We start from the raw sequence: 16,707 nt of genomic DNA, 5'->3' as shown, positions 1-16,707 counted from the left end.
GCGGACGATATCGTGCACGCCGGTCCTCCGCCGGTGAGATCTCCTCAGTTCGTGCGGGGTCGGCCTCCAGCCAGCGGCCCGCGGACCGATAGCCTGGACCCATGACGCACACGGGCAATCCTTTCGGACAGGTTCTCGTCGCGCTCGTCACTCCGATGACGGCCGACGGCGAAGTCGATTGGCCCGCGGTCGAGAAGCACATGGACGCCGTCATCACGGCGGGCGCCGACGGCATCGTCGTCACGGGCACCACGGGCGAGACGTCGACCCTGACCGACCCCGAGAAGATCCGCCTCGTCGAGGTCGGCAAGGACGTCGCCGCGGGTCGGGCCAAGATCGTCACCGGCGGCGGCTCGAACGAGACCGCCCACGCCATCGAGCTCTACCGCGCGAGCGAGAAGGCCGGCGCCGACGGCATCATGATCGTCACGCCGTACTACAACAAGCCCACCCAGGCGGGCATCCTCACCCACTTCCGCCTCGTCGCCGACGCCACCGATCTCCCCGTGATCCTCTACGACATCCCCGGACGCACGGGTGTGCCGATCCGGTACGAGACGATCCTGCGCCTGGCGAAGCATCCGAACATCCTCGCCATCAAAGACGCCAAGGGTGACTTCAGCGAGGTCAGCCGCGTGCTCAACCAGACCGACCTCATGTACTTCTCCGGCGACGACGCCAACGTGCTCCCGCACCTCGCGATCGGCGCCACGGGCCTCATCGGGGTCACCGCGAACATCGCGGCTGCCCCGTACCGCACGATCGTCGACGCGGTGAACCGCGGTGATCTCGCCACGGCGACAGCCGAGCACCAGCGCCTCGAGCCCCTCGTGCGCGCCGTCATGACCCACGTACCCGGCACGGTGTCGGCGAAGTACATCCTGCACGGCCTCGGCCGCATCGGCAGTCCGCGCGTGCGCCTGCCGCTCGTCGGTCCCGAGGAGTGGGAGGCCGCCGCGATCGAGGACGAGCTCGACCTCGTGCGCGACGTGCCCGGCGCCGATTTCTCCAACTTCCGCCCCGACCGCAACGCCGCCGCCGGTGGCGCACTGCCGAAGGTGCACGGCACGACCAGATAACGACGCTCGCGCGGAAGAGCTGCGCGGGCACAGAGAGCGGATGCTGCGCACGCGGCGTCCCGAGGAGGCAATCCATGCCCACCACCGTCTACGACCCGCCCGCCCTCGCCCCCGGCACGCTCCGCGTGTACCCGCTGGGCGGACTCGGCGAGGTCGGACGCAACATGACCGTCTTCGAGTACGAGGGGAAGCTCCTCGTCGTCGACTGCGGAGTGCTGTTCCCCGAGGAGCACCAGCCCGGTGTCGACCTGATCCTGCCCGACTTCTCGCCGATCAAGCACCGCCTCGACGACATCGTCGGCATCGTGCTCACCCACGGTCACGAAGACCACATCGGCGCCGTGCCGTACCTCCTCAAGCGCAAGGGCGACCTGCCCCTCATCGGTTCGGGTCTGACGCTCGCGCTGATCGAGGCGAAGCTCAAGGAGCACCGCATCAAGCCGTACACGCTGACGGTGAAGGAAGGGCAGCGCGAGCAGGTCGGCCCGTTCGACCTCGAGTTCATCGCGGTCAACCACTCCATCCCCGACGCCCTCGCCGTGGCGATCCGCACGCCCGCGGGCCTGGTGCTGGCCACCGGCGACTTCAAGATGGACCAGCTGCCGCTCGACGGCCGCATCACCGACCTCCGCGCTTTCGCCCGGCTGGGGGAGGAGGGCGTCGACCTCTTCCTGGTCGACTCCACCAACGCCGAGGTGCCCGGGTTCACCCCGACCGAGCGCAGCATCGGCCCCGTGCTCGACCAGGTCATCGCGAAGGCTCCGCGCCGGGTGATCGTCGCAAGCTTCTCGAGTCACGTGCACCGCGTGCAGCAGGTGCTGGATGCGGCGGCAGCCAATGGGCGCCGGGTCGCGCTCATGGGCCGCAGCATGGTGCGCAACATGACGATCGCCGAGCAGCTCGGCTATCTGAAGGTGCCCGACGGGGTGCTCGTCGACTACAAGAAGGCCCGCGATATCCCCGACGACAAGATCGTCTACATGTCGACCGGTTCGCAGGGCGAGCCGATGGCCGTCCTCAGTCGCATGGCCAACCTCGATCACGAGATCGAGCCCGGCCCCGGCGACACCGTCATCCTCGCCTCGAGCCTCATCCCGGGCAACGAGAACGCGGTGTACCGCGTGATCGACGGCCTGACCAAGCTCGGCGCGAACGTCGTGCACAAGGGCAACGCCAAGGTGCACGTCTCGGGCCACGCCGCCGCGGGCGAGCTGATCTACTGCTACAACATCCTGCAGCCGAAGAACGTGCTCCCCATCCACGGCGAGTACCGCCACTTGACGGCGAACGCCAAACTCGCACAGGAGACCGGCATCCCCGCCGAGCGCACGATCCTGGGCGAGAACGGTGTCGTCGTCGACCTGCGCGACGGTGTCGCCACGGTCGTCGGCCAGCTCGACATCGGCTTCGTCTACGTCGACGGGTCGACCGTCGGCGAGATCACCGACGCCGATCTCAAGGACCGCCGCATCCTCGCCGAGGAGGGCTTCATCTCGGTCATCGTCGTCGTCGACTCGGCCACCGGCCGCGTCGTCACGGGGCCCGAGATCCACGCGCGAGGCTTCGCCGAAGACACCAAGGTGTTCGAGGCCGTGAAGCCGAAGATCGCCGCCGCTCTCGCGGAGGCCGCGAAGTCGGGCGTCCGCGACCCGCACGCGCTGTCGCAGATCGTTCGGCGCACGATCGGCCGCTGGGTCAACCAGTCGCTGCGCCGTCGACCGATGATCGTGCCCCTCGTCATCGAGGCGTAGAAATCCGCCGAGGCGGGCAGGCCGGGGATCGCTAGTATTCCGGGCATGCCCGCCTTCGTCGTTCGCGCCGCCACGCAGTCCGACGGCGCGTTCCTGGCCGACATGGTCGTGGAGGCGGCGAACTGGAGGGAGGGCGCGGCCCGCCCGCGGCACGAGGTGCTCACCTCCGCCGATTATCAGCGCTATCTCACCGGCTGGATGCGGCCGGCCGACGTGGGCGTCGTCGCCCAGGTGCCGACGGGGGAGGCCGTCGGTGCGGCGTGGTTCCGGCTCTTCCCGCGCAGCGAACCGGGGTTCGGGTACGTCGGCACGGGGGTGCCCGAGCTCGTCATCGGCGTCCGCCCGATCTGGCGGGCGCACGGGATCGGGCGGATGCTGCTGCACCGTCTCGCCGACGAGGCACGGGCCCGCGGGTACGCGCGCCTGAGCCTCAGCGTCGAGCGGGGCAACTACGCCGTCGCGCTCTATCGATCGGAGGGGTTCGCGGTCACCCAGAGCGGCATCGGCCGCGACACCATGGTCAAGCTCCTGCGCTGATCGCCGCGTCGTTCCGGGCAAACGTCGTAGGTCACGCCTACCGTGGAGGCATGCCCCGCAGTACTCCGGCGACCAGCGGTCGCGCGCCCGCGAAGAGCGCCTCACGCGCCCGCAAGCCCGCGCCCGCACCCAAGAAGTACGTCGGCGAGCCCGACAAGCCGGCCGTCGCCGTCCGAGCATGGCTCGGCGTCGCCCACGCCGTGGGGGGTGTGTTCCGCGCGTTCGGCCCGGAGAATCTCGAGAAGGATCAGCGCCGCGACGGCCTGCCCTTCCTCCTGGTGCTGCTCGCGGCCGCCGGGGCGACCGTCGAGTGGTTCTTCATCGGCTCCGACGTCGCCGCCGCCATCAGCGCCTACTCGGTCGGCGGTCTCATCGGTCGTGAGGCCTTCGTCTTCCCGGTGCTGCTGCTGCTGCTCGCGGGATGGCTCTTCCGCCACCCCTCATCCGTGCACGACAACGGTCGCATCGGCATCGGCTTCGCCCTCTTCGTGATCGCGGTGGCGGGCTTCTGCCACGTTCTCGGCGATCGTCCCCAGCCGAGTGCCGGGCTCCCCGCCCTGAGCTCCGCCGGAGGTCTTTTCGGCTGGATGGCCGGCGAACCTCTCGCGATGCTCATCACGCCGATCGGCGCGGGCATCGTGCTCTCGCTCGTGGGTATCCTCAGCATCCTGATTCTGACCAAGACTCCGCCGAACCGCATCGGCACCCGTCTCGGCGACCTGTACGCCTGGATGTTCGACGCCGAACGGGCGGCTCCGTCCGACCGCTCGAAAGACGCCGCCGTCGACACCGACGACGACGAGTCCGGCCGCGAGGCGCGCCCGTGGTGGCGTCGCAATCGATCGGGTCGTGAAGAGGACGCCGACGGTGCGCTCGGCTCGCAGGATCTGACCGAACTGCTCACCCCGGGGACGTCCGAGGGCGGGTTCGAGCAGGTCTTCGAGGCGCCGGAGGCGCCGCCGCTCCCGCCGATGCCCGACGCGCTGACAGAGGTGTTCGCGCGTCCGACGATCGCCACGCCGCCTGCCGCGGCCGTGAGCCTGCGCGACGATTCCGACAGCGCCGACGACGAGCTCGGCACGATCTCGGGGCTCGGCGGCGACAGCGCCGGCATGCCGCCGACATCCGACTACCGTCTGCCGTCCGACACGGCGTTGGCTGCCGGCCCGCCGCACAAAGAACGCTCCGCGGCGAACGACGCGGTGGTGAAGGCTCTCGAGAGCGTTCTCCAGCAGTTCTCGGTCGATGCCAGGGTCACCGGCTTCTCGCGCGGACCGACCGTCACGCAGTACGAGATCGAGCTCGGGCACGGAGTCAAGGTCGAGCGCATCACCGCGCTCACGAACAACATCGCCTACGCCGTCGCCTCGAACGAGGTGCGCATCCTCGCGCCGATTCCGGGCAAGAGCGCGATCGGTGTCGAAATCCCCAATGCCGACCGCGAGATCGTCACGCTCGGCGATGTGCTCCGCTCGGGCAACGCCGCAGCATCCACCCACCCCATGACGATCGGTGTCGGCAAGGACGTCGGCGGCGGTTACGTCGTCGCCAACCTCGCGAAGATGCCTCACCTCCTCGTCGCGGGTTCCACCGGTTCGGGTAAGTCCAGCTTCGTGAACTCGATGATCACGAGCCTGCTGATGCGCGCCAAACCTTCCGAGGTGCGCATGGTGCTCATCGACCCGAAGCGCGTCGAGCTGACGTCGTACGCGGGCGTTCCGCACCTGATCACGCCCATCATCACGAACCCCAAGAAGGCGGCCGAGGCGCTGCAGTGGGTCGTGAAGGAGATGGACATGCGGTACGACGACCTCGCGTCGTTCGGGTACCGGCACATCGACGACTTCAACAAGGCCGTCGTCTCTGGCGAGGTCACGCTGCCTGTCGGCAGTGAGCGCGTGCTGAAGCCCTACCCGTATCTGCTGGTGGTCGTCGACGAGCTCGCCGACTTGATGATGGTGGCCCCTCGCGACGTCGAGGACTCCATCGTGCGCATCACCCAGCTCGCCCGCGCCAGCGGCATCCACCTCGTGCTGGCGACCCAGCGCCCGTCGGTCGACGTCGTCACCGGGCTCATCAAGGCCAACGTGCCTTCGCGTCTCGCGTTCGCCGTCACCAGCGTGACCGACTCGCGCGTCATCCTCGACCAGCCCGGCGCCGACCGCCTCATCGGCCAGGGCGATGCGCTCTTCCTGCCGATGGGCGCCAACAAGTCGCTGCGCGTGCAGGGCGCGTGGGTCAGCGAGTCCGAGATCGAGAAGGTCGTCGCCCACGTCACGAACCAGGCGCGTCCCGAGTACCGCTCCGACGTCGCCGCATCCGCCGAGCGCAAAGAGATCGACGCCGACATCGGCGACGACCTCGAGCTCCTGCTCGCGGCCGCCGAGCTGGTCGTGTCGACCCAGTTCGGGTCGACCTCGATGCTCCAGCGCAAGCTCCGCGTGGGCTTCGCCAAGGCAGGGCGTCTCATGGATCTCATGGAGTCGCGCGAGATCGTCGGCCCGTCCGAGGGGTCCAAGGCCCGTGACGTGCTGGTGACGAACGAGCAGCTCCCCGCCGTGCTCGCGCGCCTGCGCGGCCAGGACGCACCGGCCCCCGACCCGGTCGACGCGCAGTTCGAAGGGCTCGAGGTCGTCGACGGCGACGAGGGCGATGAAGACATGTGGCAGCTGACCGGGAGAGACTGATGTCCGTGCCCCGTCAACTCCCCAACGCGATCACGATCGTGCGCATCCTGTGCGCGCCGATCTTCCTCTGGATGCTGCTCGCAGACGGTGGTGACGACGGAGCCCTTCGCTGGTGGGCGGCCGTGCTGTTCATCGTCGCGATCGCCAGCGACGGAATCGACGGGTACATCGCCCGCCGGTACGACATCGTGACCGATCTGGGCAAGTTGCTCGATCCGATCGCCGACAAGGTGCTCACGGGCGCCGCGTTCGTCGGGCTGTCGATCCTGGGCGAGCTCGACTGGTGGGTGACCATCATCGTCCTCGTGCGGGAGATCGGCATAACGGTCTACCGATTCATGGTCGTGAGCGATCACGTCCTGGCCGCGGCATGGATGGGCAAGCTGAAGACGGTCGCGCAGTCGATCGCCCTCTCGCTCGCGCTCCTTCCGCTCGCGGCGGTCGTGGGGGACTGGATCGTGTGGCTGAACATCGTCACGATGTGGGCCGCGGTGATCCTGACGATCGCGAGCGGTCTCGACTACGTCGTATCCGAGGTCCGCGGCGCCCGGAAGCGTCGTACCGCGTGATCGACGGGCTGCCCGACGATCTCGAGTCCACGCTCGTCCGTGATCCGCAGGAGAGCGCCGCACGCTTGATCGACAGGCTCGCCGAACTCGGCTGGTCGGTGGCGGTCGCCGAGTCGCTCACCGGCGGCCTGGTCGTCTCGTCGCTGGTCGGTGTGCCCGGTGCGTCGCGGGCGCTGCGCGGAGGCATCGTCGCCTATGACTCGGCGATCAAGCAGTCGCTGCTGGGTGTGGATCCCACGCTCCTGGAGGCGCACGGCGCGGTGCACCCCCGCGTCGCGCGGCAGATGGCCAAGGGCGTCCGCGCCGCGCTGGTCGTCGGCGGGCGACCCGCCGACGTCGGCATCGCGACGACGGGTATCGCCGGCCCCGAGTCGCCCGACGGGCAGCCGGTCGGAACGGTGCATATCGCGATCTCCACCCCGTTGGGAACCCGCGTCGATTCCCTCGAGCTGACCGGCGACCGCGAGGCCATCCGGCAGGAGTCCGCGCGCATCGCTGTGCGTCGCGCTCTCGCGGCGCTGTGAGATCCGCCGCGAGCAGCGGGAACAGAACGTGTTTCTGCTCCGTTACATTCGGCGATTCCCACCCTTTGTCCAGCGCACGGCGCTAGATTTGCAGAGCAGGTGTTGTACCGTTGTCCACTCGGATAGACGGCGGAATCGAAGTGAGGAGGGGCCCCAAATGATCCTGGTACGTCAAGAGATCGGTGAAGTCCTTCGTGATCTCCGCCAGCAGAAGGGTCGCACCCTTCGTCAGGTCGCGAGCCGTGCGAGTGTGGCGCTGGGTTACCTCAGCGAGGTCGAGCGGGGTCAGAAAGAGGCGTCGAGCGAGATCCTCGCTTCGGTTGCAGAGGCACTCGACGTGCCCATCTCCACGATCATGCGCGAGGTCGGCGACCGGCTCTCGGTGATCGAGGGCCTGCAGACCTTCCCCGACGTCGTTCCCGACGACCTGGTGGCCTCTGTCGAGCCCCAGCTGTCCCTGCGCTGAGCGCACTCTTCGTCGACTGTGCGTCGTAGCGAGTTCGATCGAGCCGTCTCCGACGAGTTCGGCCCGCAAGGCGATTCGCTCGCCGCAGACCTGTCGCTGATGGCGCTCGGCGGCCGAACCGCGCGTGAGGCCTTGACGGCGGGCGTGCCTCCGCGAGACGTCTGGCTGGCGCTGTGCGCCGAGACCGACGTCCCCGAGAGTCGCCGGTACGGCGCAGGACGCCTCGAACCGCGTCGGCGCTGACGGAAATCACCGACGAATCCGACCTCGCTCCCGTCGGCGTGTCATCGAAGAAGTGTTCGATACCGGCGTAGTCTCCTGCACAGTGGTGTTCGAGGACGTGAGTGTCCGCGTTCGGGCGCAGCCCCGGCTCGATGTCGGTGGCCCTCCCTAGCGTGGACATCGTCGGATGACACCCACGCCTTGTCTCTGCATCCCCGCCGTCGGCGAGGAGCGCGACAGCCTACAGGCGACGGAACGCGAACAAGAGGAGCACGTCATGCCATCACCCGCAGACCGCGAGAAGGCCCTGGAATCGGCACTCGCCCAGATCGATCGGCAGTTCGGAAAAGGCTCGGTCATGCGACTGGGCAGCGACGACCGTGCTCCCGTCGAGGTCATCCCCACCGGATCCATCGCGCTCGACGTCGCTCTCGGGGTCGGCGGACTCCCGCGCGGCCGCATCATCGAGATCTACGGTCCCGAGTCTTCGGGTAAGACCACCCTGACGCTCCACGCGATCGCCAATGTCCAGCGAGCCGGTGGCATCGCCGCGTTCATCGACGCCGAGCACGCCCTCGACCCCGACTATGCGAAGAAGCTCGGTGTCGACATCGACTCCCTGCTGGTGTCGCAGCCCGACACCGGTGAGCAGGCCCTCGAGATCGCCGACATGCTCGTGCGTTCGGGTGCCGTCGACCTGGTCGTCATCGACTCCGTCGCAGCCCTCGTGCCGCGCGCCGAGATCGAAGGCGAGATGGGCGATTCCCACGTCGGTCTGCAGGCACGTCTCATGTCGCAGGCACTGCGCAAGCTGACCGGTGGCCTGAACACGACCAACACGACGATGATCTTCATCAACCAGCTGCGCGAGAAGATCGGTGTCTTCTTCGGTTCGCCCGAGACGACCGCCGGCGGAAAGGCGCTGAAGTTCTACGCTTCGGTGCGCCTCGACATCCGACGCATCGAGACCCTGAAGGACGGCACCGAGGCGGTCGGAAACCGCACGCGTGTGAAGGTCGTCAAGAACAAGATGGCCCCGCCCTTCAAGCAGGCGGAGTTCGACATCCTCTACGGCATCGGAATCTCGCGCGAGGGCAGCCTCATCGACTTCGGGGTCGAACACGCGATCGTCAAGAAGTCGGGTGCGTGGTACACCTACGACGGCGAGCAGCTCGGGCAGGGCAAGGAGAACGCCCGCAACTTCTTGCTGAAGAACCCCGACATGGCCACCGAGATCGAGTCGAAGATCAAGAGCAAGCTCGGTATCGGCGGCGCCCGCGACGACGCCTCCGTCTCAGACGAGCTCGCGGCTCGCCGCCCCGCCTGACATGGCGCCGATCGACGGGGGTGAGAGCGAGGAATCCGCTCTCGCCCCCGTGATCCCGCTTTTCGGCGGTGAGTATTCCGGGCGCCGGGAAGCCCCGCGCAGCGACCGCCCGCGTTCGGTGCCACCGGAGGCGCCACGGGCGGAGGCATCCCGCGGCGACACCGAGATCCCGTGGCACGCGAGTTGGGTCACCCCCGAATCCAACGCTCGGCGATCGTCGGAGGGCCGGAGGGCCGCCGAGGTGTCGGCCGACGACGGAGCGCCCGGTGCCGAGGCGGTCGATCCGAGCGAGGTGCGCGACGCGGCTGAGGCGAGTCTGCTTCGAAAGCTCCGGACGAGGCAGTTGTCCGTTTCCGAGTCGCGGGGTGTGCTCATCGCTGCGGGAATGACCGGCGGTGCCGCCGACGAGCTCTTGGACCAGTTCGAACGCCTCGGGTACCTCGATGATGTGTCGCTGTCCCAGCAGCTCGTGCGGGCGGCCGTCGAGCGCAAGGGGCAGGGGCGGCAGGCCATCTCGCCACTTCTGACACGGCGAGGCATCCCGCGTGACGTCGTCGAGACCGTCCTGTCGGAGATGCCCGATGACGATCTCGAACGCGCTCTCGAGTTCGCACGCACCAAGGCGCGTTCTCTGGGAGCGCGTGACCGAGAGACGGCCTTGCGGCGGCTTCTCGGTCAGCTCGCCCGACGCGGCTACCCCTCGTCGGTGTCGATGACTGCCGCTCGTCAGGCGCTCGACGAGCTGTAGGCATCCGACCTCGCGTCGATCGACTCGTCTCAGAGGCCTCGCACGGTGTGCGTCTTCTGCGACGTGCCGCCGCGCGGAGCGACGGTCCGCCCCAGTTCCACGCGCGACGCCGCGCCCAGCTTCGTGCGCGCCTGGTAGACGTGGGACTCGACTGTGCGCACCGAGAGATAGAGACGCTCGGCGATCTCGCGGTTGCCGAGGCCTTCTGCGACCAGCAGCGCGATCTCGCGTTCGCGACGCGTGAGCTCCACGTCGGTGGTGGCAGACGACGCGCCGCGCTGAGCGCCGTTCGGTGCCGGTGAGTCGCGCGCGATACCGATGCCGCGCGTGGGACCGTTGTCGCCCCACGTCGTCGCTCGTCGCATGGCCGCGACGAGGTCGCGCTCGGGGTCGTCGAGTGCCGACAACGCTTCGGCTGCGGCGGACAGCCTCTGCGTCGCCGGTGCGTCGGAGGACGCGGCCATCCGCTGCATCCGGGGGAGGGCGTCGTCATCGGCACCCAGGGCCACCATCTGGAAGAGATCGCGCGCCTGGAGCGCGGGTGCTGTCTCGGAGGCCGTGACAGCGGAGCGGGCGGCGTCGAGGGCCTCGGTGGGTTGACCGAGTGCGGTGAAGACATACGTCTGCGCGACCATTCGCGCGTGCTCGAGGGTCGGCAGACCGTCGAAGGCCGCAGGGTCCATACGGTCGAGCAGCTGGCGCGCTTCGTGGGCGTGGTCGAAGAGCGCGAGCGAATGCGCGACGGCGATCTGCGCCAGCGGCACCAGGTCTGCGGCGGCGGGTGGCCGTGCCCGGCGCACCGCGACATCCAGCTCGCGCGCGGCGCGTTCGGGGTCTGCGGTGACGGCGTAGGCGCACGACAGCACGAGGCCGGCCGTCGCAATCGACTCCGCATCGCCTTGGCGGGCGGCCGCGTCGACCTCGCCGCCGAGCCTCGCCAGCACCGGACCGAGATCGGTATCAGCCACCGCGCCCGCCACGATCTCGCTGCAGGCGATCCGCAGCCGGTCGACCGTCGTGATCGGTGTGATGCCTCCACGCTCTCCGGCGGTGCGGTGAACCCGCAGGAACCATGTCTGCGCCTCACTCACGGCTCCGAGGCACGAGTGCCCGAGCCCGGCGAGGGCGGCCGCTCGAACGCGCAGGGACGCCGAGTTGCTCTGCTGGGCGAAGACCGCCTCGGCGATCGCCACGGCCGATGACCACTCCATACGCGCGCCGAGGATGTCGGCGCGCATCATGGCGAGTTCTGCGGAGCCGCGGGGGTCGGGGCACTCCACCGCGGCCACCCGGTCGACGGCTGCCTCGAGGGCATCGGCGTTCGTCGGTCCGGCGAGCCCCACCACGCGGACGCACCGAAGGAGGGTCGTGGCGTCGACGAGGACCCCCGAGAGACTCTCGATCAACGCATCGACGTCGATGGTGCCGCCCTGAGCCGCCCGCCCGAACTCATGCTCCAGAAGGAGGAAGGCGTCATCGTCGTCCCGCAGGCCGAGGCTCGCGTGTGCGACGGCCTGCGCGGGCTCGCCCTGGTCGTTCGCCCGTCGGGCCGCCTCGAGCGAGGCCTTGTTGCGGATCGCGGGCGGTACCGATTCGTAGTCGGGTCCGAGGGAGCCCTCCTGCAGCCATGATTGTGCGGCGAGCACGGCGAGCGGCGGGCACCACCACTCGCTCGACGGTGCGAACATTCGACGAATCGCGCCGTCCAGGAGCGGCGTGACCGCGTCGGCTCCCCTTCGTCGCTCGACCTCGTGAGCAAGTGCGGCGTTGGCCGTCAGGCGATGGGTCGGGGTCGCGTCGTCGTGCACGAGGCGCGCGTTGACGAGTGAGTCGAGGGCGGCCGTGGGCAGGAACCGCGCGGCGTCGGCCCGGGAGATGCCGGGAACCCTGCCCAGCGTCGCCAGCGTGCTCCTCTCCACGGACGTCAGCTGAGCGCCGTGTGCCGCGAGGGCGTCGGAGAGACGCCCGTTGGGCAGGCTCTCACGCATCGCATCGATGGGATCCCGGCCGCGCCGGAGGGCGTGACCGGCCTCGGCGGCGAGTTCTCTCAGCAGCATCCGGGAACCGTCGGCCAGGGCGACGATCGACGCACGCGTCATGGCGTCGAGTTCGGGTGCAGCGAACTGGTCGAGGAGAAGATCTGCGTCACGTGGTGTGAGGGCTGCGAGGTCGATTCGTTCCGCGAGGCCCCGCAGCCAGAGATCGGTTGCCATCTGAGCCGCATCGGGGTTGCCGTCGGCCGGCCGTGTCGACCCTTCGCGCGACACCGTGAGAGCGAACAGTACGGTCGCGTGCCCGCTGTAGACCGCACGCACGACGGCAGACACCGAAGCCGAATCCAGCTCTTGCGCGTCGTCGATGATGACGATCGGACGCTCGGTCTCCTCGGGCCGGCCGTCGCGGAGGCGCGCGGCGCGCGGGTCTCTCGACGCCGTCAGCGCTCCGTGCGGCACCGCGGCGTGCGGCCCGATCGAGCGCAGGACGACAGGCTCGTCCGAGGTCGTCGACAACCGGCCTATCACCTGCCGGAGAAAGTGGCTCTTCCCACTTCCGAGCGGACCGACGAGAACGATGCTCGTGCCCGTTTCCAGCAGATCGATGACGCGCGCTACATCGCGATCGTCACCTATGACGCCGTCGTCATCTCGATGAGTTCTCATGCTTTCGCGGCCCCCACTTGTGCACCTGACAGAGAGAGTCGCGGCTCAGCCCTGCCGCGCGGATCTTCAACCCTACTGATCTCGTACTACCCGGTAGCGGAAGAATCCCCCCAACCGACCACTGGGGTACGACACCAGTACCGCGAAAATTACCCGCATCGTGCTCTGGGTCCAAGGGGTTGCGCTCCCTATCCGGATCGGCTTTCGCATCTTTCACCGGGAACGCTGCGCGGGGCGCGTGCGTCGGCCCACCGCGCTCTAGCGTCCTCACAGATCACACGATCGCCGGTGTGCGTAGGGCCCTCCGGACGCAGGAGACGAGCGGGAGTAGACATGGAAACACAGGAGCGGCGTCGAGCGACGCGACGGAAGGTCTTCGCGGTCACGGCGGGTGCCGCCGTGCTCGGATTGGGCGTATCGGCCACGCTGGCCGCGTGGACCGACACCGAGTGGGTGTTCGGCGGCAACGGCGCCGGCGGGCCCGGGGTCGGCACGTCGACGTTCGAGGTTCAGCAGAACACCGTGCCACCCTTCGCGGACGCGACGTGGACCGACGAGGAGGAGAACCCCGGCGGCGAGATCGTCTTCGGCCTCGCCGCGCTGGCGCTCTCGCCCGGCGACGCGGTCTACGCGCCGGTCGCCCTGCGAACGACTGTCGCGTCGGTTGCCGGTGAGGTGGAGCTCCAGCCCGCCGTCCCCGCCGCCGGGGTGGCGGTGACCGACCCCGACGACCTGCTCCTTGCCGCCCTCGGTGTGCGTGTCGTCACCGACGACGCCCCCTTCACGTGCGACGCCACCGCATTCAGCGGTGCACCCGGCGCGCCCGTGCTCATCGCCGACGGGCCGCTGCTCGCGTCCGGCGGCACGTCTGCGCAGTCGCTCCTCGCTGCGGCGGACTCCACCCAGTACTACTGCTTCGAGGTCTCGCTGCCCGACCCCTTCGTCCCGGCCGCAGGCGTGGACGTCGAGGACTACATGGGCCTCACCGGCGCTCCCGCCTGGCAGTTCGCGGCCACGTCCTGACACCCGTCGTGCCCTCTCTCACCGAGGCGCCGGCCCGCGGACCCGCGCACCACGCGCGGGCCGGCGGGCCGGTCGCGGCGCACGCGGCAGCGACTCCGCGACGTCGGGACGTCGTTCGAGATGCCGTCATCGCGGTGCTCGGAGTGGTCGGGATCCTCACGATCGTGTGGCTCGTCGCGTCCGCCGCGCTCGGGCTGTCGATCATCGTCTTCGTGACGGGATCGATGGGCCCGTCGCTGCCGACGGGATCGGCCGCCGTGGTCCGGGAGGTCGCGGCGTCGGAACTCGCGGTGGGAGATATCGTCACGGTGCCACGCCCGAACTCCACGGCGCCGGTCACCCACCGGGTCGTGGCGATCGACGGCGTACCCGGCAACGCGCAGGCCCGCAGCCTCGTGCTTCGCGGCGACGCGAACACGATCGACGATCCCGACCCGTACATCGTCGAGGACGTGCGTCGCGTCATGGTCGGTGCGCCCGGAGCGGGGTGGGTGGTGATCGCGGCGAAGACTCCCGCCGCGATGGGGGGGATCACTCTCGTGGTCGCCGCCGCGGTCGCGTGGGCGCTGTGGCCTGCCCCCGCTTCTCGCGTCCCGCGACCGCAGTAGAGGAACCCCGGATGCCCTTCCCACGCCTCCCTCTGCGACGCACCGTCGCGGCGGTGCTGACCGCCGTGGTCTCACTCGCGCTGCTGGTCGGCGGGGGCCTCATCGCCGGCGCCGCTGCCCGCGCGGCGTTGGTCGACGTCCCGCCCACGGGGCATCCCGGCCGACTGGTGCTGTCTTCCGATCCGTACCCCGCGGAGTTCCTCGATCTCAGCCCGGGCGATCCGTCTTACTGGCAGGTGGCCGCCCGCCTCGAGGACGCCGTCGGAGCCACACTCTCGGTGCAACTGCGCAAGACCGGCGAACTCGTATCGCACCCGCGGGGGCTCGAGATGACCGTGGACGAATGCGACGTCCCCTGGACCGGCCTGGGCGAGGCCCCGGTGTGCGCCGGCGCGGCAACACCGGTCGCCGTCGCGACGCGGTCCGACGAGTACGCGGCGTCGAGCCCGACGTTCCAGCTCGGGTCGCGCGCAGCATCCGCCCCGGTGTTCCTGCTCGTGACCCTGGCCGTGGAGGATTCGACCGATGCGCGAGCGGATGCGTCGCTGATGGGCCTGGTCGGAACGATGGGCATCGGCCTCACCGCCGTCGCGGTCGATCCTGCGGTCGGTCCGCCGGGAGGGGGCGGCGTTCTTCCCGCGACGGGGGCGGACGTGTGGCTCTGGGTGGCGGTGGGCTCGATGGCGGCAGGTCTTCTGGGTCTCGGTGCGGCCCTGCGGATGCGACCGTTCCGAGGGGAGCGGTGATGCGACGGTCGCTCACGGCGCTCGCGTTCGCCGCGGTCGCGGTCGTCGTCGTTCCGCTGTCGGTCACGGCGACCACCGCCGCGTGGACCGACGAGGAGTGGGCGAACGGAGATATCGGCACGTCGTCGCTGCGGTGCGGGGAATACGCCGGCTTCGCGTCGACGTCGCACGGGCGCTTCCTCTCGGGCGATCTGCTCGGCGCCGACCTCGACCCTGTGGCCGACCTCGAAGAGATGCGGCTCGTGCTCGGGGCCGACGGCGTGCTGTCGGTTCAGCCCCCGGACGCCGTGAATCTCGCCGCCCTCACCTACGCCAATCCCTTCGACGTCGACCTCTTGGGCATCGCGGGGGTCGACATGAGCGGATTCGAGGTGCCGGTGCCCGGCGCGGCGCTCGGCGCCGCCAACCAGTACGCGCGGGTGTCGGGATTCGGGTCAGCCGCCGGTGCCTCGGGCCTGGTGAACGACAGCGGCGTCGTCACGGCCGGAACGACTCCGAGCGGTTCCCTGCCGTCGCCGGCGACCATCCGCCTAGACGAGTTGCTTCCCCTCCTCACGGGGATCGCGGGCGCGGATCTGCGGGTGGGCGCCGTCGGTGCGAGCTCGGAGCTGGACGGCTGCGCCGCGCTGAGGTCGTCGACGTGGGGCGACGGCATGGTCACGGGGAGCACGCGCAGCTATGCCGTCGCGGGCCTCGGTCTCGACGTCGAGGTGCCGGCTGTCGGCGAGCTGGCGGGCACCGCCACGACGGGGATCACGAACGTCAACTCGGCGATCGCCTCGCTCCTCGGTTCGTCGGGTCTGATCTCGTCGGCGATCGGGGCCCGCCTGGATCTCGCTCTTCCCGGCATCCTGACCACGAGCATCGGCGGAAACGTCACCCTCTCCGGGCTGAATCTCGGGGGAGCGGTGGCGTCGCTGCTGTCCACGCCGTTGACGGACGGCGTGGTGACGGTCGATCTGCAGAGCGGCATGGTCGACATCGATCTGGATGCTGTGCTCCCGTCGCTCAACGACGCCCCACCCAACACCGAGATCGTCGTGAACTCCGACGTGCTGGCGCCGATCGTCACCCGGGTCGGCGATCTGCTGAACACCTGGACGTCGCAGATCACCGAAGCGCTGCAGCAGAACCTGCGTGCGGCCACCCTGACGATCGATCTGAGCGCCGTCATCGGCGCACCGGGGATCAGCATCCTGCCCGGTCTGGACGTGCTCGACGTGTCGATCGACTATGTCGGCACGGTCGGCGCGGTGCTCGACGGCACGGCGACGTTCGCGATCGATGCGGAGGCCGCGGGCGCGGTGGGGGCGATCAACATCCTCCTCCAGAGGTTGGGCCTTCCGACCGTCGACGAGCTGATCGCCTCGGTCGAGTTGCTCTCGTCCGTGCTGGTCGCCGCCGTGGCGAACCAGATCACCACAACCGCGCTCGGCGCGATCACCGCGCTCGGCGCGACGCTCTCCACCGCCGTGAACACGATCGTCGCTCGCGTGGGCTCCGTCGTGAACGTGCTGCCGTCGATCCTGTCGCTGATGGTCAACGTGCAACCCGACCGCCCGGGCGCACCGCCCGGATCGACGTACATCGCCGGTACCGACGACTCCACGCCGCAGTACCTCGTCTCGGCGTTGCGGATCGGGCTGGCCGATGCGCTGACCCCCTCGAGCATGGCGCGCGTCACCCTCGGCACGGCTTCTGCAGGGCCGGTCACGGCACCGTGAGCGACCCGGTCGAGCCGACCGGGTCGCGGGCCCGCA

General features: G+C 69.5%; 15 protein-coding genes. 14 read left to right on the top strand and 1 reads right to left on the bottom strand.

The genetic code is table 11. The features are described 5' to 3' along the window. The first annotated feature begins 101 nt into the window (after positions 1-101). The 10 genes from dapA (at position 102) to DEA06_RS16810 (ending at position 9,910) form a co-directional block, all read left to right on the top strand. Positions 102-1,079 carry a 4-hydroxy-tetrahydrodipicolinate synthase gene (gene dapA, locus DEA06_RS07370; RefSeq protein WP_116647347.1) on the top strand — a complete coding sequence of 326 codons (978 nt, stop codon included), beginning with the start codon at positions 102-104 and terminating at the stop codon, positions 1,077-1,079. Between the two features lie 74 nt (positions 1,080-1,153). Beyond that, positions 1,154-2,830 carry a ribonuclease J gene (locus DEA06_RS07365; protein WP_116647346.1) on the top strand — a complete coding sequence of 559 codons (1,677 nt, stop codon included), beginning with the start codon at positions 1,154-1,156 and terminating at the stop codon, positions 2,828-2,830. Positions 2,831-2,875: 45 nt separating this feature from the next. Further along, positions 2,876-3,367, top strand: coding sequence for a GNAT family N-acetyltransferase (locus DEA06_RS07360; RefSeq protein ID WP_116647345.1), 492 nt, complete (start codon positions 2,876-2,878; stop codon positions 3,365-3,367). A gap of 50 nt (positions 3,368-3,417) precedes the next feature. Further along, positions 3,418-6,054, top strand: a complete 2,637-nt coding sequence (locus DEA06_RS07355; RefSeq protein WP_116647344.1) for a DNA translocase FtsK — start codon at positions 3,418-3,420, stop codon at positions 6,052-6,054. Continuing rightward, positions 6,054-6,623: a CDP-diacylglycerol--glycerol-3-phosphate 3-phosphatidyltransferase gene (gene pgsA / locus DEA06_RS07350; RefSeq protein WP_116647343.1), complete on the top strand. Its 570-nt coding sequence runs from the start codon at positions 6,054-6,056 to the stop codon at positions 6,621-6,623. The genes DEA06_RS07355 and pgsA overlap by 1 nt, the downstream gene beginning before the upstream one ends. Further along, positions 6,620-7,147, top strand: coding sequence for a CinA family protein (locus tag DEA06_RS07345; protein WP_116647342.1), 528 nt, complete (start codon positions 6,620-6,622; stop codon positions 7,145-7,147). The genes pgsA and DEA06_RS07345 overlap by 4 nt, the downstream gene beginning before the upstream one ends. 157 nt (positions 7,148-7,304) lie before the next feature. Continuing rightward, on the top strand, positions 7,305-7,613 hold the full coding sequence (locus DEA06_RS07340; RefSeq protein ID WP_116647341.1) for a helix-turn-helix transcriptional regulator: 309 nt from the start codon (positions 7,305-7,307) through the stop codon (positions 7,611-7,613). An 18-nt stretch (positions 7,614-7,631) separates the two neighbouring features. Next, on the top strand, positions 7,632-7,856 hold the full coding sequence (locus tag DEA06_RS07335; RefSeq protein ID WP_116647340.1) for a DUF3046 domain-containing protein: 225 nt from the start codon (positions 7,632-7,634) through the stop codon (positions 7,854-7,856). Between the two features lie 256 nt (positions 7,857-8,112). Next, a complete protein-coding gene (gene recA / locus DEA06_RS07330; RefSeq protein ID WP_116647339.1) occupies positions 8,113-9,162 on the top strand; it encodes a recombinase RecA in 1,050 nt (349 codons plus the stop codon). A 343-nt stretch (positions 9,163-9,505) separates the two neighbouring features. Beyond that, on the top strand, positions 9,506-9,910 hold the full coding sequence (locus DEA06_RS16810; protein WP_240606859.1) for a regulatory protein RecX: 405 nt from the start codon (positions 9,506-9,508) through the stop codon (positions 9,908-9,910). Between the two features lie 29 nt (positions 9,911-9,939). Here the strand turns inward: DEA06_RS16810 and DEA06_RS16905 are convergent, their stop codons facing one another. Then, a complete protein-coding gene (locus tag DEA06_RS16905) occupies positions 9,940-12,420 on the bottom strand; it encodes a LuxR C-terminal-related transcriptional regulator (RefSeq protein ID WP_276308347.1) in 2,481 nt (826 codons plus the stop codon). A gap of 483 nt (positions 12,421-12,903) precedes the next feature. Here DEA06_RS16905 and DEA06_RS07315 point away from each other — a divergent pair, with 483 nt between their 5' ends. Genes DEA06_RS07315 through DEA06_RS07300 form a run of 4 tightly spaced genes read left to right on the top strand, consistent with a single transcriptional unit; the run spans position 12,904 to position 16,671 of the window. Next, positions 12,904-13,593, top strand: a complete 690-nt coding sequence (locus tag DEA06_RS07315) for a SipW-dependent-type signal peptide-containing protein (RefSeq protein ID WP_116647337.1) — start codon at positions 12,904-12,906, stop codon at positions 13,591-13,593. Between the two features lie 8 nt (positions 13,594-13,601). Beyond that, complete coding sequence (locus DEA06_RS07310; protein ID WP_165817953.1) at positions 13,602-14,201, top strand: signal peptidase I; 600 nt, start codon at positions 13,602-13,604, stop codon at positions 14,199-14,201. 11 nt (positions 14,202-14,212) lie between these two features. Continuing rightward, on the top strand, positions 14,213-14,947 hold the full coding sequence (locus DEA06_RS16535; RefSeq protein ID WP_116647335.1) for a hypothetical protein: 735 nt from the start codon (positions 14,213-14,215) through the stop codon (positions 14,945-14,947). Then, positions 14,947-16,671, top strand: a complete 1,725-nt coding sequence (locus tag DEA06_RS07300; RefSeq protein WP_116647334.1) for a choice-of-anchor G family protein — start codon at positions 14,947-14,949, stop codon at positions 16,669-16,671. The genes DEA06_RS16535 and DEA06_RS07300 overlap by 1 nt, the downstream gene beginning before the upstream one ends. Positions 16,672-16,707: the final 36 nt, after the last annotated feature.

The organism is Microbacterium sp. Gd 4-13 (genome assembly GCF_003095395.1).
Lineage (GTDB): Bacteria > Actinomycetota > Actinomycetes > Actinomycetales > Microbacteriaceae > Microbacterium.
This window is presented reverse-complemented; position numbering and strand designations above follow the sequence as displayed.

Coding starts and splice junctions, on each gene's coding strand:
- pgsA (WP_116647343.1), top strand. CDS start 6,054: ATGTCCGTGCCCCGTCAACTCCCCAACGCGATCACGATCGTGCGCATC.
- DEA06_RS07365 (WP_116647346.1), top strand. CDS start 1,154: ATGCCCACCACCGTCTACGACCCGCCCGCCCTCGCCCCCGGCACGCTC.
- recA (WP_116647339.1), top strand. CDS start 8,113: ATGCCATCACCCGCAGACCGCGAGAAGGCCCTGGAATCGGCACTCGCC.
- dapA (WP_116647347.1), top strand. CDS start 102: ATGACGCACACGGGCAATCCTTTCGGACAGGTTCTCGTCGCGCTCGTC.
- DEA06_RS07355 (WP_116647344.1), top strand. CDS start 3,418: ATGCCCCGCAGTACTCCGGCGACCAGCGGTCGCGCGCCCGCGAAGAGC.
- DEA06_RS07360 (WP_116647345.1), top strand. CDS start 2,876: ATGCCCGCCTTCGTCGTTCGCGCCGCCACGCAGTCCGACGGCGCGTTC.
- DEA06_RS07340 (WP_116647341.1), top strand. CDS start 7,305: ATGATCCTGGTACGTCAAGAGATCGGTGAAGTCCTTCGTGATCTCCGC.
- DEA06_RS16535 (WP_116647335.1), top strand. CDS start 14,213: ATGCCCTTCCCACGCCTCCCTCTGCGACGCACCGTCGCGGCGGTGCTG.
- DEA06_RS07300 (WP_116647334.1), top strand. CDS start 14,947: ATGCGACGGTCGCTCACGGCGCTCGCGTTCGCCGCGGTCGCGGTCGTC.
- DEA06_RS07315 (WP_116647337.1), top strand. CDS start 12,904: ATGGAAACACAGGAGCGGCGTCGAGCGACGCGACGGAAGGTCTTCGCG.